A 26,083-nucleotide genomic window follows, 5' to 3' on the forward strand; every position below is an offset into this window, starting at 1 on the left:
GCTTTCGCTCGTACGAGGTTTTCCGCGTCCCCCTGGTCAGTGGCCCCAAACGCGGCCCGCGCGGGCGTTTCGCCCCCATGGCCAGGGATACCCGGCGGGTGACCAGGCCCGCCCCCGCCCCGGAGGTGTCCCCCCATGCCCGAGTACGGCTACTTCCTCGCATCCGAGGAGTTCGGTCCCGCAGATCTCGTCGAGCAGGCGAGGATGGCGGAGCAGGCCGGATTCCAGTCGCTGTGGATCTCGGACCACTACCACCCGTGGAACGACGCCCAGGGCCAGAGCCCGTTCGTCTGGTCGGTGATCGGCGCGATCTCCGAGGCCGTGTCGCTGCCGGTCGAGACGGCCGTCACCTGCCCGACCGTGCGGATCCACCCGGCGGTGGTGGCCCAGGCCGCGGCGACCAGTGCGGTGATGACGAACGGCCGCTTCCGGCTCGGCGTCGGCACCGGTGAGGCCCTGAACGAGCACATCCTCGGCCACACCTGGCCGCCGGCCAGTGTCCGGATGGAGATGCTGGAGGAGGCGATCCAGGTGATGCGCCGGCTGTTCACGGGCGAGGAGGTCAGCCACTACGGCACCCATTACAAGGTCGAGAACGCCCGCCTCTACACCGTCCCCGACGAGCCCATACCGATCGACATCTCCGGCTTCGGACCGGCGGCGACCGCGCTCGCGGCCCGCGTGGGCGACGGCTACATCACGATGATGCCGGACGAGGCACTCGTCGAGAACTTCCGCAAGGGCGGCGGCGGCACCAAGCCGGCGAGCGGCGGCACGAAGGTCTGCTACGGCCCCGACCGCGACGAGGCCGTACGCACCGTCCGCCGGCTGTGGGCCAACCAGCTGCTGCCCGGCGAGATGGGCCAGATCCTGCCCTCGCCCAAGCACTTCGAGCAGCTGGAGCCGCTGATCACCGAGGAGATGGTGAGCGAGCAGTCGGTGTGCGGGGACGACGTCGACGAACACGTCGCCGCGCTCACCGCGTTCGACGAGGCCGGCTTCGACCGGATCTACGTCAACCAGATCGGGCCCGACCAGCGCGGCTTCTTCGACTTCTACCGCACCAAGGTGCTGCCGCAGCTCCAGCAGGCCGGCCACTGATCGGTACGGGAGCGAGTCAGCGATGAAACTCCACCTGCCCGTGGTGTCGGTGTACACGGTGCCGACGGACGGACCCGAGGCCGACGGCACGCTGGCGTGGGACTCGACGACCGTGGTGATCGCCGAGGTGACGACCGACGACGCGACCGGCACGGGCTGGACCTACGGCCCGGCTGCGGTCGGCGACTTCCTGAGCAAGCACCTGGCCCCGCTGGTCGAGGGCCGCAGCGCCCTGGACATCCCCGCAGTGCACACCGCGATGTGCCGCTCGGTGCGCAACGCCGGACGACCCGGCATCGCCGCCTGCGCGATCTCCGCGGTCGACATCGCCCTGTGGGACCTCAAGGCCCGGCTCCTGGAACTCCCGCTGGCCCGTCTCCTTGGCGTCGCCCGTGAGCGGGTCCCGGTCTACGGCAGCGGCGGCTTCACGACGTACCACGACACCCATCTGGCCGCCCAGTTGAACGGCTGGGTGCACGGGCAGCACATCCCGCGGGTCAAGATCAAGATCGGTGAGAGCTGGGGCCGGGCGGTCACCCGCGACCTGGCCCGCGTCCACGCCGCCCGCCAAGTGATCGGCCCCGAAGCCGAGTTGTACGTGGACGCCAACGGCGCCTACACCCGCAAGCAGGCGATCCGGGTCGGCCACGCGCTCGCCGAGCACGGCGTCGGCTGGTTCGAGGAACCTGTCTCCTCCGACGACCTGACCGGCTTGCGCCTGGTCCGCGACGCGCTGGTCAGTGACGTGACGGCCGGCGAATACGGCTACGACCTGCCGTACTTCGCCCGCATGATCGCGGCCGGCGCGGTCGACTGCCTCCAGGTCGACGCGACCCGCTGCGGCGGCCTCACCGAGTTCCTTCGCGCCGCCGCCCTGGCCCACGCCCACGGTCTGGAGGTCTCCACGCACTGCGCCCCGCACGCCCACGCCGCCGTGGCCGCCGCGATCCCCAACCTCCGCCACATCGAGTGGTTCCACGACCACGTCCGCATCGAGGACATGTTCTTCGACGGCGCGCTGGACCCGACGGGCGGCTCCGTACGACCGCTCCGCGGGGTGGGCCACGGCTTGACGCTGCGGACGGACGAGGTGGCGGAGTTCAGGGTCGCCTGACGGCGACAAGGCGGGCCAGTCTGCGGGCGGCCAGGATCCCGGCGCCCGCGGTGAGCGCCGTACCGATACGGCCGCGCTGCGTGGAGAGCCACTCCTGAGGGCTGTCCCCGTGGGACTCCGCGTCGAACCGCCCATGCGCCCCGAAGTCCCGCCCGTGCGGCCCGTCGGCCGGGGTCCACAGGTTGCCGGGGTCGCGGTGCTCACCCTCGTCCCGCTGCGCCTCGAACCCGTTCCGCGCCAGATACCTGTCCAGCAGCCCCGGCGCCACCGCGTTGGCGACCAGCGTCGCCACCGTGGAGCCGCCCACCCAGTACTCCCGCCGCCGCCCGTGCCCCGCCGCATGCACGATCGCCCGCGCCGCCACCTCCGGCTGATACACGGGCGGCACGGGCCGCGCCCGCCCCGGCATCCGGCTCAACACCCAGTCGAACTGCGGGGTGTTGACGGCGGGCAGCTGCACCATCGTCGTACGGACCCGGCTCCGCTCGTGCAGCAGCTCGCACCGCAGCGACTCGTTGAACCCCTGAATCGCGTGCTTCGCACCGCAGTACGCGGACTGCAGCGGAATCCCCCGGTAGGCGAGCGCGGAACCGACCTGCACGATGGTCCCCCGGTTCCGCGGCAGCATGTGCCGCAGCGCCGCCCGTGTGCCGAACACACAGCCCAGATACGTCACTTCGGTCACCCGACGGAACTCGTCCGCGGTGATCTCCGTGAACGGCGCGAAGACCCCGGCGAAGGCGTTGTTGACCCATACGTCGATGCGCCCGAAGGCGTCGGCGACCTGCTGGGCGGCGTCCTCCACGGCCTTGGGGTCGGCCATGTCGACGGGGACGACGAGGGCCTGGCCCCCGGCGCGCTGCACCTCATCGGCCGCCGCGGCCAGGCCCTCGCGTCCCCGGGCCAGCAGGGCGACCCGGTCGCCCCGCGCGGCGAAGGCCAGAGCCGTGGCCCGGCCCACGCCGCCGCTGGCCCCGGTGACCACGACGGCCCTGCCGCCCTTCGACAGCGGAATCCGCGACGGCGTACGCACCGCGCATCACGCCCGGTGGTGCGGCTGCTCGGGGTCGATGTCCTCGGGGCGCGGCGCGGCGGGCGGTATGCCGGCCCCCGGCACTCCGGTCGCCGGTGCGCCGGCCGCCCCGCCGAGCGCGCCCGGCGTGGCGGGCGGTACCGGCGGATAGGGCGGCGCACCCGCGGTGCCCTGCGGCATGCCGCCGAGGGCGCGTTCACGTTCCGCGGCGAGTTCGGCCTCGCGCTCCGGCGTCGGCCGGGTCGCGGACGGCCGGGCGGAGCCACGCAGCACATAGGCCACGACGCCCAGGATCACCGCGGTGATCAGCGCGGCGGCCCAGTTGGGCAGCCCGATGGCGAGGGCCAGGCCCAGCGCGAGCGCGAGGGCCGCGCCCGCGTACAGGGCGACGGCGCCGGACGCGGCGTACAGGACGGCCGTGCGGCGCTGCTTGCGGGTCTGCTGACGCAGTTCGTCGCGTACGGTCTCGCGCGCCACTTGCGCCAGCTCGTCGACCAGCTCTTTGTCCAAGTGCTCCAGATGATCCAAGCGGTCCATGGCCGCCGGGTACCCGCGGGCCCGTGCGCGTAACGCACCGGGGTGCCGGGTACCCGGCCGGCCCGCACCCTTCCACAGGCGCAAGCCGGCAGGAGGACGTCAAGAGGATGACCGAACGTACCGACGTGGTGGAGCTGCTCAAGGGGCAGCACACCCGGATCCGGGAACTGTTCGACGAGGTGGCGGCCCGCAAGGGCGAGGAGCGGAAGCAGAGCTTCCATGATCTCGTCCGGCTCCTCGCGGTGCACGAGACCGCCGAGGAAGAGGTCGTCCACCCCTACGCCCGCAAGAACATCGACGGCGGCGAACTCGTCGTCAAGGACCGTATCGAGGAGGAGGAGCAGGCCAAGCGCGCCCTGTCCCGCCTCGACGACATGGACCCGGACTCGCCGGAGTTCCTCGACCAGTTCGCGGCCCTGCGCCAGGACGTGCTGGCGCACGCCGAGAACGAGGAGCGGTACGAGTTCGCCCACTTCCACCGGACCGCCGACCGCGGCCGACTGGAGACCCTGGCCCGCGCCGTGCAGGCGGCCGAGGCCCTCGCCCCGACCCGCCCGCACCCGGGCACCGACACCGCCCTGAAGAACGTGGCCGTCGGCCCGGTCGCGGCCGTCGTCGACCGCACCCGGGACGCCGTACGCAAGGCCATGGGCTGACTTGGTGGCCGGGGCGGGGAGATCGAGCGAAACGATCTCCCCGCCCCCGCCGTCCCAACTAGGCTCGTGCGCATGGACATTCTGGGAGCCACGCTGCGCGTCTGCGTCGACGACCTGGAGACCGCGGTCCCCTTCTACGAACGCCTCGCGGGCGGCAGAGCCCTCCGCTTCGAGCGCGGCGGCGTCCAGGTGGCCGCCGTCGGCTGTTTCCTGCTGATGAGCGGGCCGGAGTCGGAGCTGGAGGTACTGCGCAAGGTCGCCGCGACGATCGCCGTCACCGACGTCGACGAGGCCCACAAGGTCCTCACCGACCTGGGCGCCCACATCGTCGCCGGCCCGGTGACGACGCCGGTGGGCCGCAACATGATCGTGATGCACCCGGACGGCGCGATCTACGAGTACGTGGACCGCCGCGCCTGACGCCTCACGCTCCGCGGGCGCCACATGCGCAAGTAGCGTGGCGCGATCCCACCGCGGCCGGCCCGTACGGCCGCGCCACCGCAGCGCAGCGAAGCGCCCAGTCCACGGTCACCGACCTGGACACCATGAAGGTCAACCGGAAGCCCGCATCTCAGCGGTGATGGCCCAGCGCTCGTGATCCCGCCAGGCCCCGTCGATGTAGAGGAAGTCCGACGAGTAGCCCTCCCGGCGGAAGCCGCAGGCGCGGGCCAGGGCGATGGACGCGGTGTTGGCGGGCTGGACGTTGATCTCGAGCCGGTGCAGCCGCATCGGGCCGAAGGCATGGCCGACGACGAGGTCGAGGCCTTCGCGCATGAGCCCGTGCCCGGCCGCGTGCGCGAAGGCGCCGTAGCCGAGGGCGCCGCTCAGGAAGGCGCCCTGGACGATGTTGTTGATGTTGATGAATCCGGCGATGGCCCCGCCGTCCCTCTCGCAGACCAGGAACCCCGCCTTGGTCGGATCCTCGATCAGTCGTCCCGCGTAGGCGGTGTACGCCTGCGGGCTGTCCGGCGGGAACAGCCACGGATGGTGCAAGTCCTTGCTCTCCCGGGCGCGCGCGGCGAACTCGGCGGCGTCGTCGTAGGTGAAGTGGCGTATGCCCACACGAGGGCCTTCGGCGAGATACCGGGATGCGGTGTGCGCCATCCCACCACCCTATGACGGGCCTGGCCGACCGCTGCCGGCCGATTGGTTTCTTACGAGAGCGACAGCGCACGACACGCTAACTTGGGGCACCCCAAAGCAGAGGAGAGCCCCGTGGGCAAGGTGGTCATGTACGCCTCGGTGTCGGTGGACGGCTTCGTCGCGGACCAGAACGACCAGCCCGGACCGCTGTTCGAATGGTTGACCAGCGGTGACGTCCCATTGGACGAGAGCGGCGAGGTGAAGGTGTCGCAGACGTCCTACGACTACACCCGGCCGTACTGGGACCAGATCGGGGCGACCATCGTCGGCCGCCACGTCTTCGACATGACGGACGGCTGGGACGGGAAGCCTCCGGGCGGGGTCGACCACGTGGTCGTCGTGACGCACCGGCCGGAGCCCGAGGGCTGGGACCCCAAGGCGCCGTTTCACTTCGTCGACGACGTCGAGGCAGCCGTGGCCAAGGCGCAGGAGCTTGCGGGTGACCGCATCGTCGAGGTCGCCGCCGGCGATGTCGGTGGCCAGGTGCTTGCCGCGGGCCTGGTCGACGAGGTGCGTATGGACGTCGTACCCGTCGTGTTCGGGTCCGGCAAGCGCTACTTCGGGTCGGTCGACGCGCAGCACCTGTTGGAGGATCCCGACGTGGTGATCCAGGGCAACCGGGTGCTTCACCTGCGCTATCCGGTGCGCCGCTGACCGATCTGAGCGGGCTTTATGGGATGCCTCGCCCACAGATGGACGCATTCGGCTTCAATTTCACAATTGATGATGATATGGGGCTGTCCAATGTTCCGCACTCGAACGGAGAACGCCCCCCATGCGCATCCGCAAGCTCCTGACCGTAACCGCCATGGCTGCCGCAGCAGTCCTCGGCGGCATTGGCCCAGCCACCGCCGAGGACGAAGACAACAGCGGCAGCATCGTTCAATCCGCTTCCGGGAATGACCAGCCAGAGCATGCCGGACATGAAATGCCGAGCTCGTTGCCTGAGCACGGCGTGAATCGAATCGGGGGCGTTTCCGACCAACGCGAGATTCCGGCCGCGGAGAGTGCTGACCAAGACACAGGCGGAGGCCTGCTCAGCCGGCTGTTCGGCTGAGCGCTGCGTTCGCAACACGGGTTGCCGCAAAGTCAGCGATGGCCAGTTGCTCGTGAGGCTCGGTGTTGGGGCATGGAAGCCTCGTAGCCCTCAACCGTCGGCCGATGGGCCGCCCTTTCGGACAGCGCATCGGCGCGGCGGGGCGCAGCAATCAGCTGTTGGCGGCGTCGCACGCCAGCCGTGCGACGTACTGGCTGACGCGCCCATGAGCACGGCTGTCACTATCCCGGCCAGTCCTCGCTTGGTCTTCATGGATCGCTTCCTTCCCATGAGGTTATGGACTGCGGCAATGGTGTGGCCTGCATGTAGGCAGAAGCATTGCGAAAACCTTGCTTGACTGGTCACGAGGATGGTGCCAAGTGACTTCGGGGGATGCGCATGACGGAGTTTCTGCTGCTGGGCCCGGTCGAGTTACGGGGCCCGGATGGCGCGGTGGTGGATCTGGGGCCGGCCAAGCAGCGCACGGTGTTGGCGGCGTTGCTGGTGGACGCGGGCCGCTGGGTGGCGGTGGAGACCCTGATCGACCGGGTGTGGGGGGAGGATCCGCCTGCCCAGGTGCGCCCCTCGCTCTACGCGCACATCGCGCGGATCCGCCGGATCTTGGCAAGCAGGACCACACGTCTCGATGCGAGCGCCGCCGCGGGGCCGCAGCTGCGGCGCGGTCCGGGCGGGTACCTGCTGGACGTGCCGGCCGGCCAAGTCGACGTGCACCGGTTCCGGCGGCTGGTCGAGCAGGCCCACGGCGCGGGCCGCACGGATGCCGAGCGGGTGGGGATGCTGCGTGAGGCGCTCGGGTTGTGGCGCGGTGAGCCGTTGGCGGGCCTTGCCAGTGCGTGGGTGGAGCGCACCCGGGAGAGCTGGCGTCAGCAGCGGATCGACGCCCTGCTGGCGTGGGCCGAGGCCGAGTTCCGGGTGGGCAATCACGCGGGGGTGATCGGTGTGCTGACTGCTCTGGTTGCCGAGCATCCACTGGTCGAGCCGCTCACCGTGGCGCTGATGCGGGCGCTGCAGGCTGCCGGGCGTGGCCCGGAGGCCCTGGCCTGCTACACCGCCCTGCAGAAGCGGCTGGCCGAGGAGCTGGGGACGGACCCGGGCGGTGAGGTGCAACAGGTGCACCGGGCCGTCCTGCGCGGCGAATCCGACCCGCCCGCCACCCGCAGTACGCTGCCGTCCGCCGAGCCGCTGTCCGGTCGGGTGGTCCCGGCGCAGTTGCCGTTGGAGGCACGGGGGTTCACCGGCCGGGAGGAACAACTGGCCCAGCTGGACGGAATCCTGGCCGCCACCGCGGAGCGCCCGGCACCGGTGGTCATCTCGGCCGTGTCGGGAACGGCCGGAGTGGGCAAGACGGCACTGGCGATGCACTGGGCCCACCACGTCGCCGACCGGTTCCCGGATGGCCAACTCCATGTGAACCTGCGCGGCTTCGACCCGTCCGGGGCGACGGTGACGCCCGATCAGGCAGTGCGGGGCTTCCTGGACGCGCTGGGCGTGCCGGCCCAGCAGATCCCGTTGGACCATCAGGCGCGGGTGGGCCTGTACCGGAGCCTGCTGGCCGGGCGGCGGGTGCTGGTGGTGCTGGACAATGCCCGCGATGCCGACCAGGTCCGCCCGCTGCTGCCCGGCTCGCCCGGCTGCCTTGCCATGGTGACCAGCCGCAACCGGCTCGCGGGCCTGGTCGCCGCCGAGGGCGCCCACCCCATCGCCCTGGATCTGCTCTCCCCGGCCGAGGCCCGCGAGTTGCTGGCCCACCGTCTCGGCGCACAGCGGGTGACGGCCGAACCGGACGCCGTACAGGAGATCATCACCCACTGCGCCCGGCTCCCGCTGGCTCTGACCATCGCCACCGCGCGGGCCGCTACGCACCCCGGCCTGCCGCTCAGCGCCGTCGCCGCGGAGCTTCGCGACAGCCACGGCAGTCTCGACGCCTTCGCCGACGGTGACCTCACCACCGACGCACGGGCCGTCTTCTCCTGGTCCTACGACGCCTTGTCCGCCCCGGCCGCGCGCCTGTTCCGCCTGCTGGGCCTGCATGCCGGGCCCGACATCTCCGCACCTGCGGCGGCCGCCCTCGCCGGGACCCCACTCCGGGAGACCTGCGGCCTGCTGGTCGAGCTCACCCGCGCCCACCTGCTCACCGAGCACCTGCCCGGCCGGTACACCTGGCACGACCTGCTGCGGGTCTACGCCACCGAACGCGCCCTCGCCGAGGAGACACCGCCGGAGCGGGACCGCGCCGTCGAGCGGCTCCTCTCCTGGTACCTGCACACTGCCGACGCCGCCTATCCGTTCCTCACCCCGCATCGCCGGCGGGTTCCCCTCGACCCGTTACCCGTCTCCTGCCATCCCCTCGTCTTCAGCGCCTACGACCAGGCGCTGGAGTGGTGCGAGAGGGAACGTCCCAACCTCGTCGCCGCGGTGCACCAGGCCGTCGCCGTCGGTCGGCCGGGCATCGCATGGCGACTGGCAGGTGCTCTGTGGGGGTTCTTCTATCTCCGCGGCCACCTGCACGACTGGTTCGACATCACCCGAACCGGTCTCGGCGCCGCCCGCGCCGCCCACGACCGCACGGGCGAAGCATGGAGCCTCATCGACGTGGCCTGCGCCCTGACGCAGATCCAACGGTATGACGAGGCCATCGACCACTTCCGGCAGTCGATGGTCCTCTGCCGGGAACTCGGGGACGCGTACGGCAGGTGCCTGGCCCTGGTCAACCTGGGCTACGTCTATCGCCGGATCGGCCGACCGGACAAGGGCGTCGAGTACTGCCGCCGAGGGTTGGTCGTCTACCGGGCTCTCGGCAACCCCTTTGGCCGCGAGGGAAATATTCTTGCCAATCTGGGTGACGCCTACCAACAAATGGGGCGGTTCGACGAGGCCATCGGTGTCCTGGAGCGGGCGCTGCCCACCTTGCGCGCCGAAGGCGACCGCTGGGGCGAAGGTACCGCCCTCGACGTCCTCGGCACCGCCCACCACCGACTCGGGCGCCTCGACGACGCGGTCGCGTCCTACCACGAGGCGCTCGACATGCATACGAAGATCGGCAACCGGTGGGGACAGGCCCACACCCTCGGCAACCTCGGCGACGTCCACCTGGCCGTCGGCAAGCCGGACATGGCCCGCACGAGCTGGAAGCAGGCACTGACGATCCTCGAGGAATTCGACCACCCGGACGCCGAGGAGATGCGAGGCAGACTCCACCGCCTGGACGAACCCGCGTCCGACCCACGGCCGGATCGTCTCAGCCGCCCGCGACCGGCAGCTCCAGCACCCCCGTGTCCTGAGGCGCGCTGACCACGGTCACCGGCTTGATCCCCCGGTTCCCGAAGTACGCGTCGTCGCTCGCCGCGATCACGAACCGCAGCCGGTGCCCCTTCTCGTACCGGTGCACGATCCCCGGCAGCGTCACCGTGAAACTCTTGGTGACGTCGGGGACGCGGACCGGCGCGACCAGCCGGTGCACCAGCGTCTTGGTGCCGTCGGGCGCGATGTCGTACAGCTTGGCGAACAGGACGAGTTTGTCGGCGGCGTTGCCCGAATCCTGCGTCCGCTCGGCCTTCGGGGAGACCACCTTGAGCGTGGCCCTCGGGGCGCCCACGACATCGACCGTGCGCGCCAGCGGCTCGCTGGTCCATCCCAGGTAGGTGCCCGGTGTGTCGTACGGCGCCGGGTCGGGCAGTCCGATGATCCCGGTCAGCGAGCTCTCCGAATGGCTCGTGGAGATCAGCCAGTTGGTGTACGTACGGCTGCCGCGCGCCACCTTCTTGCGGTTGTCGACGAGCTTGCCGTCGCCGGAGAGGTACATCTTCCGGCTGAGCGCGGGTGGTTGGGCAGCCGTGGCGTAGGTGCGGCCGGGGTCGGTGATCCAGTCGCGGTAGTAGGCGAAGCCCGGGCCCGTGTCGACGATGCGCTGCTTGTGGAGGTAGCGGTCGAACCAGGCGAGGATGCGCTTGCCGACGTAGGAGGAGTCCAGGTTGCCCTGACTCAGGTTGAGTTCGCCGGACGCGGGGTCGGTGAGGCCGCCGCTGTGCCCCCAGGACTGCCAGATCATCTTGGTGGGGGTGCCCTGCGCCTTGAGCGTCTGGTACGTCGCCGTCGCCTCGTTGAGGTTGAACAGGCTGTCGGCCTGCCCCTGGACCAGCAGCGTGGGCGCCTTGACGCGGCTGAGGTACGACACCGGGGACACGCTGTGCGCGTAGGCGAGCATGTCGGCGGTCTTGTCGGCCGGATAGCTGCCGGAGTTGAGGGTGCGGACGGTGTCGCAGGCCTTGGTGACGAAGTGCAGACAGGCGAGGGAGTTGATCCGGGACGGGTCGAGGCTGGGTTCCAGCAGGGGCTGGCCCTCTCCTATGAGGTAGAAGCCGTTGGTCCACTGCCATTTGAAGACGCCGGGGACGCTGCCGGCGCCGACGGCGTTGTTCGGGTCGAGGGAGTAGGCGAGGTTGTTCCAGGTGATCATCGGGACGAGCGCGTCGACCCGGTGGTCCCTGGCGGCCGTCGCCACCTGGATGGCGCCGCCGTAGGAGCCACCGATCATGCCGACCCGGGGATCGCCGGGGCCGTCCTGGGTGACGAAGTCGGCGTTCGTGCCGTCGTCGGCGGCCCGCTTCCCGGCCAGGAAGTCGACGAGCTGCGAGGCCGCCTCGCCGTCGATGGCCGGGTCGTCCAGCGAGATGAGACAGCCGCTCCGTCCGAAGCCGAGCCCCGAGTAGACGAGGGAGACATAGCCGCGCCCGGCGAAGGCCTTGCCGATGGCGTCGGTCGAGCCGTCGTTCTTGCTGCCGCCGAAGCCGTTGGTGGCGAGCACGGCGGGTGCGGGGTGGGCGGCGTCCACGCCGGCGGGCCGGTAGAGGTCGGCGTCGACGGTGCAGGTGCGGTCCCCGGCCTGGACGGTGAACTTCAGTGCGGTGACGGTGTACTGGCCGGTCGCGCTGGCGGGCGAGGTGAGTGCGAGGGGTGTGGTGAGGGCGGCGCCGAGAGCGAGGACGAGCGGGACGCGGGATCTGGGCACACGTCGGGACACGTAGACCTCCACACTGAGGACAACCCGGGATACCGACCAGTAAGTACTGGCCGGTAATCATGGTGTGACACGTGTCAGGCGCAGGTCAATCGCCGTGACGAGTGGTTTTGACGGAGATTCAGTAGGGCTCGCTCAGCGCAGCGCGGGTTCGTCGAGCGTCAACGTGCCGGTATCGGCGTCGAGTTCGGCCTCCAGCCCGAAGGGGATCGTCAACGCCCCGTCACAGTGGCCGAACCCGAACTCCTCCATCACCGGGATGCCCAGTCCGCCGAGCCGGTCGGCGAACACGGCGCGCAGTGCGTCGTAGGCACCGCATTCGCTCCACGAGCCGAGTGCGATCCCGGTGACGCCGTCGAGCCGCTCCGCGCGCAGGAGTTGGGTCAGCATCCGGTCGATCCGGTACGGCTGTTCGCCGACGTCCTCGATCATCAGCAGTCCGCCACGGGCATCGGTGCGGGCGTGGGGTGAGCCGAGGTCGGACACGAGGAGGCAGAGGCAGCCCCCGTAGGTGACGCCCCTGGCCCGCCCGGGGACCAGAGCGCTGCCCCGTGACTCGATGGTGCGGACCGACTCGGGGGCGAAGAGGGTCGCCCTCAAGTGCTCCTGGGCGGCGGCGTTCTTGGTGAAGTCGGCGCCCGCGGCCGTCGGCCCGTACAGCGTGACCAGCCCCAGCCGCGTGGCGAACGCCTCGTGCAACGCGGTGATGTCGCTGAAGCCCACGAACACCTTCGGCCCGGCCGCGCGCATCGCGTCCCAGTCCAGCAGATCGACCATCCGCAGCGCGCCGTAGCCGCCGCGGGCACACAGCACGGCGTCGACGGACGGATCGCACCAGGCGTTCTGCAGATCGGCGGCCCGGTCCGTGTCGGTGCCCGCGAGGTAGTCCAACTCGCCGTGCCGGCCGAGGACATGGGGTGCGACGACCGGTTCGAGGTCCCAGCCGCGCAACAGGTCGAGTCCGGCCTGCAGTCGTTCCTCGGCCACGGGTCCGCTGGGCGCGACGACGGCCACGCGGGCGCCGGGGGCCAGCCGGGGCGGACGTACCAGCTGCTTCACTTGGTCAGCTCCAGGGTGTCGATGCCGGGCGGGTGCAGGCCGAAGCCCTGTGCGTACAGGGAGAGTTCGGCCTCCAGGGCGCGGATCATGGTGTCGGCCCGGCGGAATCCGTGTCCCTCTCCCTCGAAGGTGATGTACGCGTGCGGCACGCGTCGGCCCTCCATGCGGGCCAGGAAGCGTTCGCACTGCGCGGGCGGGCAGATCACGTCGTCCAGGCCCTGCAACAGCAGGAAGGGCGCGGTGATCCGGTCGGCGTGCTCGGCGGGCGAGCGCTCCACGTACCGCGCGGGCACCTCGGCGAGCGGGCCGACCAGCGACTCCAGGTACTGGGACTCGAAGTCGTGGGTCTCCCCCGATCCCCAGCCGGTCAGGTCGAGGATCGGGTAGATGATCGTGCCGCAGGCGTAGACATCGGTCGTGGCCAGCGACGCGGCCGCCGTCCAGCCGCCCGCGCTGCCGCCCCGGACGGCGAGCCGGTCCCGGTCCGCGGTGCCCTCGTCGGCGAGGGCCAGCGCGACGGCCGCGCAGTCCTCGACGTCGACCACACCCCACTGCTCACGCAGCCGGTTCCGGTAGGCCCGTCCGTATCCGGTCGAGCCGCCGTAGTTGACCTCGGCCACTCCGATGCCCCGCGAGGTGAAGTAGGCGATCGCCAGGTCGAGCACGAGCGGTGCCCTGCTGGTGGGCCCGCCGTGCGCCCAGACGACATACGGCGGCAGCTCGTCGCCGGGTGCGACGCAGGCGGGGTGATGGGGCGGGTAGATGTGCGCGTGGATCTCGCGTCCGGCCGGGCCGCTGAAGGTGCGGATGTGCGGTTCGGGGTAGTAGGCGGGGTCGACCGTGTCCTTGTGCGCGGCACCGATCACGCGGGCGCTGCCGGTACGGGCGTCCAGTTCCACCACCTCGTACGCGGTGCGCGGGCTCGCCCCGACGGCGACGATCCGCTCGCCGTGCGCCGCGAGCGTGGGCGCGAACTCGGTCCAGGGACCCGCCGCGTCGACGACCTCGCCGGTCTCCGGGTCGAGGATGCCGAGCGTGGTGGCGCCGCGGCCGTGCACGACGGCGATCAGTCCGCTGTCCAGCGGGGCGAACCAGCGGTGGCCGAGCTTCCACAGCGGACCGCCGAACTCCTCCTCACGCGGGCAGAGCGGCCGGCCGCCGCGGTAGAGGTTCCACCAGCCGGAGCGGTCGCTCGCGTACAGCAGGGAGCCGTCGGGCGCCCAGTCCACCTGCGCGATGGACTCCCCGGGGCCGCCGGCGACCGTGCGCGCCGCACGGAAGACACCGTCCACCTCGGCGACGACGAGTTCCGTGCCGTCCCACGGCATCCGGGGATGGTCCCAGGCGAGCCAGGCCGCACGCCGCCCGTCGGGCGAGATCCGCGGTCCGGTCACGAACCGGTGCCGGTCGTCGGTCAGTTCACGTACGGCGTCCCGGTTCTCGGCGGCCGAGCCGTCCAGCGGCACCGCGGCGAGCACCCGGCGTACGTCGGTGGGCGCGTCGCCGGTGAACTCCTCCATCACGCACCACACTTCACCGACGTCGAGGCGCACCTGCGGCTCGGCCCAGCGCGGTCCGGCCGGCGTCAGCGGACGCGGCTCGCTGCCGGGCTCGTACCGGTACAGCCGCTGGTCGGCGAAGTCGACGAACACGACGAGGGGTCCGGCGACACCGGCCCAGGGCTGTCCGCCGTACTCGATGACGCGACTGCGCACGTTCCACGGCGCGGGCAGCATCGACTCCTCGGTGCCGTCGGCGCGGCGCCTGACGAGCGTGCGCCGGCCGCCCTCGGTGGGCCGTGGCTCGGTCCACCACGCTTCATCGCCGACGAAGCCGACGTACTCGGGGTGCCCGTCGTGGGCGGCGGCGAGGGCCGCGTCGATCGGGGACGGCCATGAGCCGAAGGCCAGCTCCATACCGCTAGGCCGTCCGCAGGAAGCGGTCCAGGACGTGGACGCCGAAGTGCAGCGCCTCGACCGGGACCTGCTCGTCGACTCCGTGGAAAAGGGCCTGGTAGTCGAAGCCCTCGGGGAGCTTCAGCGGAGTGAAGCCGTAGCCGGTGATGCCGAGCCGGGAGAACTGCTTGGCGTCGGTGCCGCCGGACATGCAGTACGGCACCACGTGCCCCTCGGGCGCGAACTCCTCGACCGCGCCACGCATCCGCGCATACGTCGGCGAGTCCACCGGCGCCTGGAGAGCGACCTCGCGATGGTGGAACTCCCAGTCCACGTCCGGCCCGGTGAGCCGGTCGAGGGTCGCGCGGAACTCGTCCTCGGCGCCGAACAGGTACCGCCCGTCGACGTACGCGACGGCCTCCCCCGGGATGACGTTGACCTTGTAACCGGCGTCCAGCATCGTCGGGTTGGCGCTGTTGCGTACGGTGGACTCGACCAGCTTGGCCACCGGCCCGAGCTTCTGCAGCAGCCCGTCCACGTCGTCGAGGTCGGCCTCGATGCCGTAGAGCGCGGCGAGTTCGGTGAGGGCCGCGCTGACCGTCGGCGTCAACCGGAGCGGCCATTCGTGGTCGCCGATCCGGGCGATGGCGGCGGCGAGCCGGGTCACCGCGTTCTCCCGGTTCACCTTGGAGCCGTGTCCTGCCCGCCCGCGCGCGGTGAGCTTCAGCCAGCCGGTACCGCGCTCACCTGCGGCGATGGGGTAGATCTCACGCCCGCCGCCGTCGTGGAAGGTGAACGCCCCCGACTCGCTGACGCCCTCGGTGCAGCCCTCGAAGAGTCCCGGGTGCTGGTCGGCGAGGAACCCGGACCCGTCCTCCGCGCTCGCCTCCTCGTCGGCGGTGAACGCGATGACGAGGTCCCGCCGGGGCCGTACGCCCTCGCGCGCCCAGGCGCGCACGACCGCGAGGATCATCGCGTCCATGTTCTTCATGTCGACCGCCCCGCGCCCCCAGACGACGCCGTCGCGGATCTCCCCGGAGAACGGGTGCACGCTCCAGTCGGCGGCTTCGGCGGGTACGACGTCCAGGTGACCGTGGACGAGGAGCGCGTCCGCGGACGGGTCCGTGCCCTCGATGCGGGCGACCACGTTCGTACGGCCCCGGGTGCGCTCCAGCAGCGTCGGCTCCAGGCCGGCCCCGGCCAGCTGCTCCGCCGCGTACTCGGCGGCGGGCCGCTCCTGGCAGTCGCCGCCCCCGCGGTTGGTGGTGTCGATGCGGATGAGGTCGGACGTGAACCGGACGACCTCGTCCAGCGCCTGCTGGTCAGCCATACTGCTCCTCCACGGCGGCCGAGACGATCGTGGTGACCGCCTTGAAGGTACGGATCCCCTCATACATGGTGTCGCTGGTGTACGCCACCTTCCGCTCCCCGGTCCGCTCCACACCCGGCACGACGGTGGCCGCCAGCGCCAGATGCTCGGCATCGAACTCCAGGGCGACGGTGAACGGCCCCCCGACGACGGGCTTCTGACGCACCGCCAGCCCCACCGCCTCCTTGGCCGCGGCCCGGATCTCGGAGGCCGTCCTGGCCGGCGTACGGCACACGGCCGCGTACCGCGACACATGGTCCTTGACGGCGACCTTCAGCGCCTCGGGCGCGTACCCGAGCGCATCCTCGCAGGCGACGTCGTCACCGGTGACGAGGACGACGGGCACCCCATATTCGGCGACCACGTGCGCATTGAGCAGCCCCTCGCTCGCCCGTACGTCGTTGACCCACACCCCGGTGATGGAGTTGGCGAGGTAGGTGTGGGCGAGGACGCCCTCCATGCCGGCGCCCGCGTGATAGCCGACGAACGCGATGCCGTCCACGTCGCCGTGCTGCACGCCCTCCACCATGGAGAGAGCCTTGTGCCGCCCGGTGAGCATCTCCGCCCGCTCGTCGAGCCGTTCGAGGAGCAGATTGCGCATCGTCCAGTGCGCTTCGTTGATGAGCACGTCGTCCGCGCCGCCGTCGAAGAAGCCCAGCACGGCCGCGTTCACATCCGAGGTGAACATCGACCGGCACCGCTCCCACTGCGGCGTCCCCGGCAGCACATCGGCCGGCCAGGTGACGCCCGTCGCGCCCTCCATGTCGGCGCTGATGAGGATCTTCATACCGCTTCACGTTACGCGTCGGCGAGGCAACTTCCTACGAGGCTGCCCTGGCACCGGAGGCGACAACCGGGGTTTCAGCGGATGCGGTGCTTCTTCCAGAAGGGGTCCAGGTCGGTGTCCGTCGCGGACTGTGCGGCCTTCTTGAAGTCGGCGGTGGTGGAGACGCCGTACCAGTGGTCGCGGGCGTATCGCTTGAGGAGTCGTGCCATCGTGTCGGCGCCGAGGGTGCGCTCCAGGTTCGCCAGGGCGCAGGAGCCGGCCGTGTAGATGACGTGGTACTCATCCCGGTGCTCGGCCCAGTAGGCCATCGAGTTGGTGAGCGCCGTCTGGTCGCTCGGCCAGTCGTCGTCCGACCAGCAGTCGCGGGTGTCCCAGCCGTAGAAGCGTGCGTTGGCGTACTGGGCGAAGCTCTCGTCCAGCCAGGGGGCGCCGTATTCGTCGTTGCCCACGATGCCGTACCACCACTGGTGGGCCACCTCGTGGACGACGGCGCCGCCCTCCTCGGTGGTGCCGAGGACGACCAGGCCGGGGTACTCCATACCGCCGCCGAACTCCTTGGTCATCACCAAGTCGATCTCGCCGTACGGATAACGGCCGAACTCCTTGCCGAACCGGTCGACGGCGGCGACACCGTCCTTGCGGTTGAGGCGCACTCCCGCCGCGGGCGTGTTCGGCGCCCAGTAAGACTTCACGCGAACACCACCGGGCGAGGTCTCGCTCGCCACGCGGAACGGGCCGGCCGCCCACGCGAAGTCCCGCACCCGGTGCGCGACGCTGTGCGTGACCGTGCGCCCGGACGTGCCGTGGCGGGTCCACGTGCGGCCGGTCGCGGGGACCTTGAGGGTCGACGGGTGGTCCATGCGCACCCGGAAGTCGCTCGCCAGGGTGTAGAAGCTCTCGCCGGTCGACACATACGGATCGAGGTGCCATCCCTTCGCGTCATGCACGGCGAGCACCGGCAGCGCGTTGCCCAGGAAGCGGAACGCGCCCTCGCGGCCGAAGCGGTTGTTGCGCTGGGGCACAGTGATGGACACGTCGAAGGAGACGGCCGTCCGCTCGCCGCGCGCGAGGGGCTTCGGCAGGGTGATGCGCAGCGCCGTGCAGTTCACGGTGAGGCGGCCCGGAGTGCCACCGCGCACCTTGGACATCTTCACGGGGGACGGCTTGCCCGGCGTTCCGCACTTGTCCTCGCCGTTGCCCCACAGGCGTACGTACACCTCACGCAGGGGTCGATCGGAGGCATTGCGGAACGACACCCGCTGCCGGCCCGTCCAGTGGGAGCCGTCGGCGTCACTGCGCAGGGACACGTCGTAGCGAAGCCGATCAGGCGTCGCGGCCTTGGGCGCGGGTGGCGGGGCCGGTGCCGCGACGGCACCGGCGCCGCCCGCTGCCACGATCAAGGCAAGCGGGACAACGAGCAGACGGCGACCGGCTTTTGACCACCACACGTGTGCGCATATCGACGACATGGCAGCGGATCATGCCACATCGGTCTGACAGCGTGGCGGAGCAGGACGGCTGACCGTCCGTCAGGCCGTGCGCCCCGCCAGCAGCCACCTCGACGGCAGTTCGATCCGGGTGCCGTCGGAGGCGAACTCCGTGGTGATCAGCGGCAGTTCACCACTGGACAGGACCGTGAGCCCGGCCGCGTTCAGATACACGGGCACCGCGTCGTCGGCGACCTCGCCGGGCGCGATGCCGTGCCGGAAGACCGGGGCCAGCTTGGGCGGCGGGCCCGCGGGGCTCTGGGCGAGGCCCATCAGGACGGGCCGGGCGGCCTCGGAGAGTTCCACGAGGAAGGCCCGGCCGCGCTCCCCGACGAGCGCGGCGATTCCGTCGACGAGCGTCTGCCGGTCCTCGGGTTCGGCCTGGTGGAGCACGCCTCGCAGATAGACGTTGGTGTCGCCGAGTTCCGCGTGCAGCGCCTCCGCCTCGGTCTTCTCGCAGGCGTCCAGCAGCCGGTAGGTCGCCTGCCCCGCGGGGTCGGCGCGGCGAGCGTGATCGAGGGCCGCCTCGGACAGGTCGGCGCCGATGACATGCGGGAAGCGGTCGGCGAGGAAGCGGGTCTGGCTGCCGTTGCCGCAGCCGAGGTCCACCATCGGCAGGTTGGGGTCGGGCAACTGCGGCTCGAAGATCGCCAGATGGACCCCCACCGTCAGCGTGGGCTCAGCGTCCCAGAACACGGCGCCCTGCTCCTCAGGAGCTTCACGCCAGAAGCCCTCCCAGGCCTCCCGATACCGACTCGTCACGCTCATGCCCAACTCCCCAGGTGCGACGGCCGCCCATCGCGAGTGACGGGCGACTACGGTCTATCGTGCACTGGTCACGGCATCAAGCGCGTGGCGCATACCTTCACGGCCCGTTCGATGGGCGTGCGCTCGCGCACGCCCCAAAGGGGCGCGGGGAACTGCGCGACCAGCCCCCACCGACCCGCGGGTGAACTACCGCGTCCCCCGCGGAGCGCGCGGCAACGTCAGTTCGAACCAGACCGTCTTGCCGGCCTTCGTCCGACTCGTGCCCCACTCCCGGGCGAGCGTGCTGACCACCCGCAGACCGCGCCCGAACTCGTCGCCGGGGCCCGTGTTCAGCAGGGTCGGCAGTTCGTGGTCGTCGTCGTCCACCTCGCACAGCAGGGTGTCCCCGCGCACCAGGCGCAGCTCGATGGGGCGGCTGTGGGAGTGCTGTACGGCATTGGTGACCAGCTCACTGACCATCAGCGCCGCGCCGTCGGCGAGCTTGGCGAGCCCCCAGTCGTGGAGCTGTTCGCGGACCGCGGCACGCGCCCGGCCGACCTCGAGCGGGTCGAGGGGGAGCCGCCATTCGGCCACGTCGTCGGGCTCGATGCCGTTCAGGCGGGCCATCAGCAGGGCCACGTCGTCCTTGCGGCCACCGCGGCCCGCTTTTGAAAATGTCACCGCGAGGGCGCGGATGATGGTGTCGCAGGCGTCGTCCATGGACGCGGCCGGGTGGGCGGCCGACTCGCACAGGGTCGCGAGTCCTACGCCGATGTCCTCGCCGCGCACCTCGACCAGGCCGTCGGTGCACATCACCAGCCGGTCGCCGGGCTCCACGCGCACACGTACCGCCTCGAAGGGCACCCCGCCGACGCCGATCGGCGCACCGGTCGGCAGGTCGAGCAGTTCGCTGTGCCCGTCCTCGGCGCGGACCAGCACCGGCGGGATGTGGCCCGCGTTGGCGATGTGCAGTTCGCTCGCGATCGGGTCGTAGACGGCGTACAGACAGGTCGCGAGGTAGGTGTCGCCGAGGCGCTGGGCGAGGTCGTCGAGGTTGCGCAGCAGTTGGGCGGGTGGCAGGTCGAGGGCGGCCATGGTCTGGACGGCCGTACGCAACTGGCCCATCATCGCGGCCGAGTTGAGGCCGTGGCCCATGACGTCGCCGACGACGAGGGCGGTGCGGGCGCCGGGCAGCTTCACGGAGTCGAACCAGTCGCCGCCGACCCGGCCGAGCAGGGTGCCCGGCAGATAGCGGGTGGCGATGTCGCAGCCCGCCATGCGCGGCGGAATGTGCGGCAGCATGCTGTCCTGGAGGGTCTCGGCGACGCTCTCCTGGTACGTGTACATGCGCGCGTTGTCGAGCACGAGGCCCGCGCGGGCGGCGAGTTCGGCGCCGGTGACCCGGTCCATGTCGTTGAACTCGACGCGCTCGGGGTGGCGCAGCAGGATCATGAAGCCGAGGACCACATTGCGAGCCTTCAGTGGCACGACCAGCATGGAGCGGCCCGTGATCAGCGGCCTGATGTCGCGCTTTTCGAACTGCGAGGCGATGGCGTGCCCCATCTGCTCGCTGATGCGCGGCACGAGGACGGGCTCACCGCTGGTCATGCACTGGAAGAACGGCGTGTGCGCCGGGAACGGCATGGCCTCGCCGACCGGCACGACGTCGTCCCAGCGGCCGGGTTCGTCGGTGTGTTCCAGAGCGACCCGGTGCCACATGGTCGTCGTGTCGGGCACGCCGTCCGGGAACCCCTCGCCTGCGACGACCTGTTCCCGCAGGTAGGTGCCGGCGACGTCGGTGAAGCGGGGCACCACGGCCCGGCTGACCTCGACGATGGTCTTCGCCAGGTCGAGCGAGGTGCCGATGCGGCCGCTGACCTCGTTGAGGAACTCCAGCCGCTCGCGTACGGCGGTGTACTCGAGGTCCTCGCCCTCGTCGGCGAACTCCTGCGGCACCGGCAGACCTTCGGCCCGCGCCCGCGCCGCCCGCTCGCGACGCGCCTTGCGTTCGGCCCGCCGGGGCACACCCCAGTCGGGGGTGACGGGCACCCGGTCGTTCTGGCTGAACTCCAGGACGGGATAGCCCAGTTCGAGGACCTGCGCGACGATCCGGGCGCCCTCGCCGACGCTCATGCTGGGCAGGATCTCGGGGAGCCGGCGGGCGAGTTCCTCGGCGCCGGGGAAGTCGGTGTGCAGGGCGAAGCCGGGGGCGATCCGCTCGAAGACCGCGTCCTCGTCGTCGTAGCGCAGGCCCGCCGCGTCGGCCGCCAGCACCAGCAGCTTCTCCCGTCCCGGGCCCACCAGGGGGTACGCCCACCACAGGACGTCCGCCCGCTCGTCCGCGGTCACCGCGAGACGGGCGCGGCCCGCGGCGGGGTAGGACAGCCGCCCGCCGAGGGAGGATTCGAGATCGGGTCCGAGTCCGTCGTAGGCCGCCGCATAGGTCCCGTACAGGGTGACGTCGTCGTCCTCTGGGAGGGCGCCGGAGACGGGGAGCAGGTCGAGCGCGGGACGGCCGATCGCGTCCTCCTTGGCGGCGCCGAACAGCCGCCGCGCGCCGGTGCTCCAGTGCGACACCAGACCGTCGCGGTCCACGACGACCACGGCCAGGGGGATACGTCCGGCAGCGGCGGGCTCCACCGCGCCGTCCCCAGCTCCGCGGCTGGGAGGTACGTCCCTCTCGGTGCCACGGTCCATGTCCCCGGCCCTCTCTCCCCACGGCTCCGCAAGATCTGTGCCGCCGTCACCACGGTACGGCGGTGACCGCTCACGATGTGCGGCAATACGGGAATTGACGAAACCGGAGCGCCCCGGCGCACGGGCCCGCGCCCGTGGGACGTTTCAGTCCTCGTGACCCAGCTGGAGGTCCCGCTCCGTCCGTCCCCCGCCCGCCACTTGGAGCACGGTGGCCACGGGCGGATAACCGGCGGCGATGACGGTGTACTCGCCGCTCGACAGGTCAACGAACCGGAACGTTCCGTCCGTTCCGGTCGTCAGCGTGTCCACGACGTTGCCCGCCGCGTCGAGCAGCGTCACGCGCGCGTCGTCGACGGGACGCCCGCCGCTCGCGCGCACGGTGCCCCGCAGCACCGCACCGCCGGCGAGTTCGATGTCCTGGCGGGTCTCGCGGGCGGCCTGGACGGTGACGGGCAGCGCGGTGGGCCGGAAGGCGGGGGCGCTGGCGGCGAGGGTGTACTCCCCGGCGACCAGTTCGCCGATGACGTACCCGCCCTCGCGTCCGCTGCGGCTGCTGGCCACCACCTCGCCGTGCACGTTGGTCAGCGTGACGGTGGCCTCCCGCACCGGCGTGCCGTCGGCGGTGAGCACGCTCCCGGCGAGCCGTCCTGCGCCGCCGAGGACGACGTCCAGGTCGACGGGGCGTTCGCCGACGGTCACGGAGACGGCCTGCGGCTGATGCCCGCCCGCCGCCGCGATCAGGACGTACGATCCCGACCCGGGCGTGGACAGCGCGTACCGCCCGTCCTCACCGCTCGCGCCCCGCCCGATCTGCTGTCCGCCGACATCGATGAGCGTGAGCGCCGCGCGCGGGACGACGGTCCCGTCGGGGTGCTGCACCGTGCCGCAGACGGGGATTCCGGCGGCGTACGGGGATCGGGCCTGCGGGATGGGGGCGTGCACGTACGGGGCTTCCGTCTCGGGGGCGTTGTGGGACACCAGAGGTTTCTCCTTGAGGAAGAAGGCGATCAGGAGGCCGAGGACGAGCACCGGCACCAGATAGAGGAAGATCCGCGGCATGGCGTCGGCGTAGGCCCGGATGTACGCGTCGCGTAACTCCGGCGGCAGCGCGTGGACGAGCTGCGGGGTGATCGACTCGGGGTCGGGCAGCCCGGCGCCCGCGGATGCGGGGAGGCGGTCGGCGAGGGCGTCGGTGAGCCGGTCCGCGAAGAGGGTGCCGAAGACAGCGGCGCCGACGCTGCCGCCGATCTGCCGGAAGTAGTTGTTGGCGCTGGTGGCGGTGCCGAGATCGGCGGGGCCCACGGAGTTCTGCACGGCGAGGATCAGCACGGGCATCACCATGCCGATGCCGGCGCCGAGGACGGCCATCCAGATGCTGTAGTGCAGTCGGGGTGTGTCGATGTCGAGCCGGGACAGCAGCCACATGCCGACGACGGAGAGGGCGCCGCCGAGGATCGGGTGAATCTTGTAGCGGCCGGTGTGGCTGATGAGTTGTCCGGAGACGATCGAGGCGATGACGATGCCGCCCATCATGGGCAGCATCAGCAGCCCGGACTCGGTGGCACTCGCCCCGTCCACCATCTGCAGGAAGGTCGGCAGATAGCTGGCCGCGCCGAACAGCGCGACTCCGACCACGAGCCCCACCAGGCCGGTGATGTTGAAGACGGAGTCCATGAACAGCCGCAGCGGGATGAGGGGTTCGGGCGCGAAATGCTCGGCGACCAGGAAGAGCAGGGAGGCGACCGCGGCGCCCGCGCCCAGGCCGAGGATGACCCGGGAGCTCCAGGCGTACTCGGTGCCGCCCCAACTGGTCAGCAGCACAAGGCAGGTGGAGGCGGCGGCGAGCAGCAGCGAGCCGAGGATGTCGAGCCGGGGCTTGGCCTGGGGCTTCGGCAGTTTCAGTACGACGGCGACGACGGCCAGCGTGACCAGTCCGAAGGGCACGTTGATGTAGAAGCACCAGCGCCAGGAGAGATGGTCGGTGAAGTAGCCGCCCAGCAGCGGCCCGGCGACGGAGGCGAGGCCGAACGCGGCGCCGATCAGGCCCATGAACCGGCCGCGCTGCCGGGGCGGCACGATGTCGGCGATGATCGCCTGGACGCCGATCAAGAGCCCGCCCGCGCCGACGCCCTGGACGGCGCGGTAGGCGATCAGCTGGTCCATGGTCTGGGCCCGGCCCGCGAGCGCGGAGCCGACGACGAAGACGACGATCGCGAACTGGAAGACGCTCTTGCGGCCGAGGAGGTCGCCGAGCTTGCCGTAGATCGGCAGTCCGATGGTGGAGGTGAGCAGATAGGCGGTGATCGCCCAGGACATCTTGTCCAGGCCGTGCAGCTCACCGACGATCTTCGGGAGCGCGGTGGCGACGATCATCTGCTCCAGGGCGGCCAGCAGCAGGGCCAGCATCAGACCGAGGAAGACCAACCGCACGCGGCGGGGGCTGAGTTCGACCGGCTGGGGCGGTGGCGGTGCGGGGGTCTGCGGGGGTGCCAGGGCCGGTTCGTCCTGCACCGGAGTCGTCCCGCCCACGTACCGCTCCCCTCGTCGCGCTGCCGCACAATTCCCGCGTAAAAGCGACAACTACGAGCAAGCGCGACGAGTTACGGCATCATGCCGGTCGGCCAGGAGTTCCACTCGAACCGGTGAGACGTCAACGGCCTTGAGAAACCTGCGCCTTGAGCTACTTCTCGACCTTCGGTTACTTCTCGACCTCGGTGGCGAGCTTGGCGAGCACCGCGTCGTAGATCCGACCGAGGCCCTTGGGCGCGAAGGTCTTCTCGAAGAAGCCGCCGATACCGCCGGCGCCCTTCCAGGTGGTGTGCACGACGACCCGGGAGTTGCCCTCGCCGGCCGGGGTGACCCGCCAGGTGGTGACCATCGTGGAGTTGCGGTCCTTCTCGACGAGCTCGCCGTCGGTGGGCTCGCTGACCTCCAGGAGGCAGTCACGCACCCGCTTGCTGGTGGCCTGGAGCTTCCAGTGCACGAGGGTGCCCTCGCCGTCGCCGCCCTCGCGCACCTCGTACTCGCTGAAGTGCTCGGGCAGCAGCTTCGCGCGGGTGTTGCTGTAGTCGGCGAGGGCGTCGAACACCTTCTCCGCGTCCGCCGCGACGACCCGCTCCGTAGTGGCCTCGACCTGCGCCATTGACTTCCTCCAGGACCTGGTTTTTCGGGGGCGGGGGCAAGCCAACCACCCCGCTCCCCGGCGGCCCAAATCGGGGTGCCCCCGGGCGTCCGAAGCGATCAGAAACTGCCCTTGCCCGATAATTCGAACACGTGTTTCAATCGGGGCGCACCGCTACCGAGGAGGCGTCATGCGCTGGGAGAACCTCACAGTGAAGTCCGGCGGCAGCCAGACCGACGCCGCACTGTTCGGCGCGGACTCTGTGGTCACCCGCACCTTCGACACGCCCGAGTTCCGCGGAATCACCTTCCACGAGGTGCGGGCCCGCTCGATCATCAACCGGGTGCCGGGGGTCTCCCGCATGTCCTTCGACTGGACGGTCAACCCCTATCGGGGCTGCACGCACGCGTGCGTGTACTGCTTCGCCCGCAAGACGCACACCTATCTCGACCTCGACACCGGGATCGACTTCGACTCCCAGATCGTGGTCAAGGTGAACGCCCCGGAGCTGCTGCGCCGTCAGCTCGGCTCACGCCGCTGGCAGGGCGAGCACATCGCGATGGGCACGAACGTCGACTGCTATCAGCGGGCCGAGGGACGGTACGGCCTGATGCCGGGCATCCTCACCGCCCTGCGCGACCACGCGAACCCCTTCTCGATCCTCACCAAGGGCACGCTGATCCTGCGCGACCTCGAACTGCTCAAGCAGGCGTCCCGGGTGACGGACGTCGGCATCTCCGTCTCGGTCGGCTTCACCGACCCCGAGCTGTGGCGCACCGTCGAGCCGGGCACGCCCGCGCCGGAGCGCCGGCTGGACGTCGTACGGACCCTGAGCGAGCACGGCATCGGGTGCGGGGTCCTGATGGCGCCGGTGCTTCCGTTCCTGAGTGATCATCCGGACCGACTCCGGGCGACCGTGCGGGCGATCGCGGCTGCCGGGGCCACCTCGGTCACGCCGCTGGTGCTGCATCTGCGCCCCGGCGCACGCGAGTGGTTCATGGCCTGGCTGGGCCAGCACCACCCGTATCTGGTGCGTCGTTACGAGCGGCTGTACGCGGCCGGTGCCTATGCGCCGAAGTGGTACCAGCGCCGGATCACCCGTCAGGTCCATGAACTGGCCCAGGAGTACGGCATCGGCCCCGCGGACGGGGGCATGCCGCGACGGATCCGGGAACCTGAGCCCGTAGGACCGGATCTGTCCGAACCGACCCAACTTTCGCTGATTTAGGAGCGTTCTGGCGCATCTCGCGACCCGATTGGGTC

At 70.9% G+C, this 26,083-nt stretch carries 21 protein-coding genes; 8 read left to right on the top strand and 13 right to left on the bottom strand.

The features are described from left to right. Positions 1 to 135 precede the first annotated feature (135 nt). Together AB0I98_RS00335 and AB0I98_RS00340 are read left to right on the top strand one after the other, a co-directional pair. On the top strand, positions 136 to 1,101 hold the full coding sequence (locus tag AB0I98_RS00335) for an LLM class F420-dependent oxidoreductase (RefSeq protein WP_362932951.1): 966 nt from the start codon (positions 136 to 138) through the stop codon (positions 1,099 to 1,101). A 22-nt stretch (positions 1,102 to 1,123) separates the two neighbouring features. Beyond that, a complete protein-coding gene (locus AB0I98_RS00340; protein ID WP_362932954.1) occupies positions 1,124 to 2,215 on the top strand; it encodes an enolase C-terminal domain-like protein in 1,092 nt (363 codons plus the stop codon). Here AB0I98_RS00340 and AB0I98_RS00345 read toward each other — a convergent pair. Together AB0I98_RS00345 and AB0I98_RS00350 are read right to left on the bottom strand one after the other, a co-directional pair. After that, positions 2,202 to 3,248 (bottom strand): SDR family oxidoreductase, encoded by a 1,047-nt coding sequence (locus AB0I98_RS00345; protein WP_362932957.1) that lies wholly within the window; start codon positions 3,246 to 3,248, stop codon positions 2,202 to 2,204. The genes AB0I98_RS00340 and AB0I98_RS00345 overlap by 14 nt on opposite strands. A 6-nt stretch (positions 3,249 to 3,254) precedes the next feature. Further along, entirely contained in the window at positions 3,255 to 3,785 is a 531-nt protein-coding gene (locus AB0I98_RS00350) for a phage holin family protein (RefSeq protein WP_362932960.1), read from the bottom strand. A gap of 107 nt (positions 3,786 to 3,892) precedes the next feature. Here AB0I98_RS00350 and AB0I98_RS00355 point away from each other — a divergent pair, with 107 nt between their 5' ends. Together AB0I98_RS00355 and AB0I98_RS00360 are read left to right on the top strand one after the other, a co-directional pair. Continuing rightward, a complete protein-coding gene (locus AB0I98_RS00355) occupies positions 3,893 to 4,441 on the top strand; it encodes a hemerythrin domain-containing protein (protein ID WP_362932963.1) in 549 nt (182 codons plus the stop codon). A gap of 72 nt (positions 4,442 to 4,513) precedes the next feature. Then, positions 4,514 to 4,861, top strand: a complete 348-nt coding sequence (locus AB0I98_RS00360; protein WP_328353002.1) for a VOC family protein — start codon at positions 4,514 to 4,516, stop codon at positions 4,859 to 4,861. Positions 4,862 to 4,993: 132 nt separating this feature from the next. On the opposite strand, the gene AB0I98_RS00365 is transcribed toward AB0I98_RS00360, so the two are convergent. After that, positions 4,994 to 5,545 (bottom strand): GNAT family protein, encoded by a 552-nt coding sequence (locus tag AB0I98_RS00365; protein ID WP_362932966.1) that lies wholly within the window; start codon positions 5,543 to 5,545, stop codon positions 4,994 to 4,996. Positions 5,546 to 5,656: 111 nt separating this feature from the next. Between AB0I98_RS00365 and AB0I98_RS00370 the strand changes: the two genes are divergently transcribed. The 3 genes from AB0I98_RS00370 (at position 5,657) to AB0I98_RS00380 (ending at position 9,932) form a co-directional block, all read left to right on the top strand. Then, positions 5,657 to 6,238, top strand: coding sequence for a dihydrofolate reductase family protein (locus AB0I98_RS00370; RefSeq protein WP_362932969.1), 582 nt, complete (start codon positions 5,657 to 5,659; stop codon positions 6,236 to 6,238). 121 nt (positions 6,239 to 6,359) lie between these two features. Further along, complete coding sequence (locus tag AB0I98_RS00375) at positions 6,360 to 6,641, top strand: hypothetical protein (RefSeq protein WP_362932972.1); 282 nt, start codon at positions 6,360 to 6,362, stop codon at positions 6,639 to 6,641. Between the two features lie 378 nt (positions 6,642 to 7,019). Continuing rightward, positions 7,020 to 9,932, top strand: a complete 2,913-nt coding sequence (locus AB0I98_RS00380; protein WP_362932975.1) for a BTAD domain-containing putative transcriptional regulator — start codon at positions 7,020 to 7,022, stop codon at positions 9,930 to 9,932. On the opposite strand, the gene AB0I98_RS00385 is transcribed toward AB0I98_RS00380, so the two are convergent. The 10 genes from AB0I98_RS00385 to AB0I98_RS00430 all read right to left on the bottom strand — a co-directional run bounded on the left by AB0I98_RS00385 (position 9,880) and on the right by AB0I98_RS00430 (position 24,841). Continuing rightward, positions 9,880 to 11,661 carry a CocE/NonD family hydrolase gene (locus AB0I98_RS00385; RefSeq protein WP_362932978.1) on the bottom strand — a complete coding sequence of 594 codons (1,782 nt, stop codon included), beginning with the start codon at positions 11,659 to 11,661 and terminating at the stop codon, positions 9,880 to 9,882. The two genes, AB0I98_RS00380 and AB0I98_RS00385, sit on opposite strands and share 53 nt — an antisense overlap. A gap of 132 nt (positions 11,662 to 11,793) precedes the next feature. Next, positions 11,794 to 12,717 (bottom strand): LD-carboxypeptidase, encoded by a 924-nt coding sequence (locus AB0I98_RS00390; protein ID WP_362932981.1) that lies wholly within the window; start codon positions 12,715 to 12,717, stop codon positions 11,794 to 11,796. Then, positions 12,714 to 14,633 (bottom strand): prolyl oligopeptidase family serine peptidase, encoded by a 1,920-nt coding sequence (locus tag AB0I98_RS00395; protein ID WP_362932984.1) that lies wholly within the window; start codon positions 14,631 to 14,633, stop codon positions 12,714 to 12,716. Before AB0I98_RS00395 ends, AB0I98_RS00390 begins: the two co-directional genes overlap by 4 nt. A 4-nt stretch (positions 14,634 to 14,637) precedes the next feature. Further along, the gene (locus AB0I98_RS00400) at positions 14,638 to 15,942 is read right to left on the bottom strand and encodes a M20/M25/M40 family metallo-hydrolase (RefSeq protein WP_362932987.1); all 1,305 of its coding nucleotides are present in this window, start codon (positions 15,940 to 15,942) and stop codon (positions 14,638 to 14,640) included. After that, a complete protein-coding gene (locus AB0I98_RS00405; RefSeq protein WP_362932990.1) occupies positions 15,935 to 16,768 on the bottom strand; it encodes a M55 family metallopeptidase in 834 nt (277 codons plus the stop codon). The genes AB0I98_RS00400 and AB0I98_RS00405 overlap by 8 nt, the downstream gene beginning before the upstream one ends. A gap of 74 nt (positions 16,769 to 16,842) precedes the next feature. Continuing rightward, the gene (locus tag AB0I98_RS00410) at positions 16,843 to 18,237 is read right to left on the bottom strand and encodes a M1 family metallopeptidase (protein ID WP_362932993.1); all 1,395 of its coding nucleotides are present in this window, start codon (positions 18,235 to 18,237) and stop codon (positions 16,843 to 16,845) included. A gap of 60 nt (positions 18,238 to 18,297) precedes the next feature. Next, positions 18,298 to 19,023 (bottom strand): class I SAM-dependent methyltransferase, encoded by a 726-nt coding sequence (locus AB0I98_RS00415; protein WP_362932996.1) that lies wholly within the window; start codon positions 19,021 to 19,023, stop codon positions 18,298 to 18,300. A gap of 186 nt (positions 19,024 to 19,209) precedes the next feature. Continuing rightward, a complete protein-coding gene (locus tag AB0I98_RS00420) occupies positions 19,210 to 21,699 on the bottom strand; it encodes a SpoIIE family protein phosphatase (RefSeq protein ID WP_362932999.1) in 2,490 nt (829 codons plus the stop codon). Positions 21,700 to 21,843: 144 nt separating this feature from the next. Further along, a complete protein-coding gene (locus AB0I98_RS00425) occupies positions 21,844 to 24,228 on the bottom strand; it encodes an MFS transporter (protein ID WP_362933002.1) in 2,385 nt (794 codons plus the stop codon). Between the two features lie 169 nt (positions 24,229 to 24,397). Beyond that, complete coding sequence (locus AB0I98_RS00430) at positions 24,398 to 24,841, bottom strand: SRPBCC family protein (protein ID WP_362933005.1); 444 nt, start codon at positions 24,839 to 24,841, stop codon at positions 24,398 to 24,400. A gap of 169 nt (positions 24,842 to 25,010) precedes the next feature. On the opposite strand from AB0I98_RS00430, the gene AB0I98_RS00435 reads away from it, so the two are divergent. Then, complete coding sequence (locus AB0I98_RS00435) at positions 25,011 to 26,048, top strand: Rv2578c family radical SAM protein (RefSeq protein ID WP_362933008.1); 1,038 nt, start codon at positions 25,011 to 25,013, stop codon at positions 26,046 to 26,048. The last annotated feature ends 35 nt before the right edge of the window (positions 26,049 to 26,083 follow it).

Origin of the sequence: Streptomyces sp. NPDC050211 (assembly GCF_040656035.1) — a bacterium.
In the GTDB taxonomy this organism is placed as follows: Bacteria; Actinomycetota; Actinomycetes; order Streptomycetales; family Streptomycetaceae; genus Streptomyces.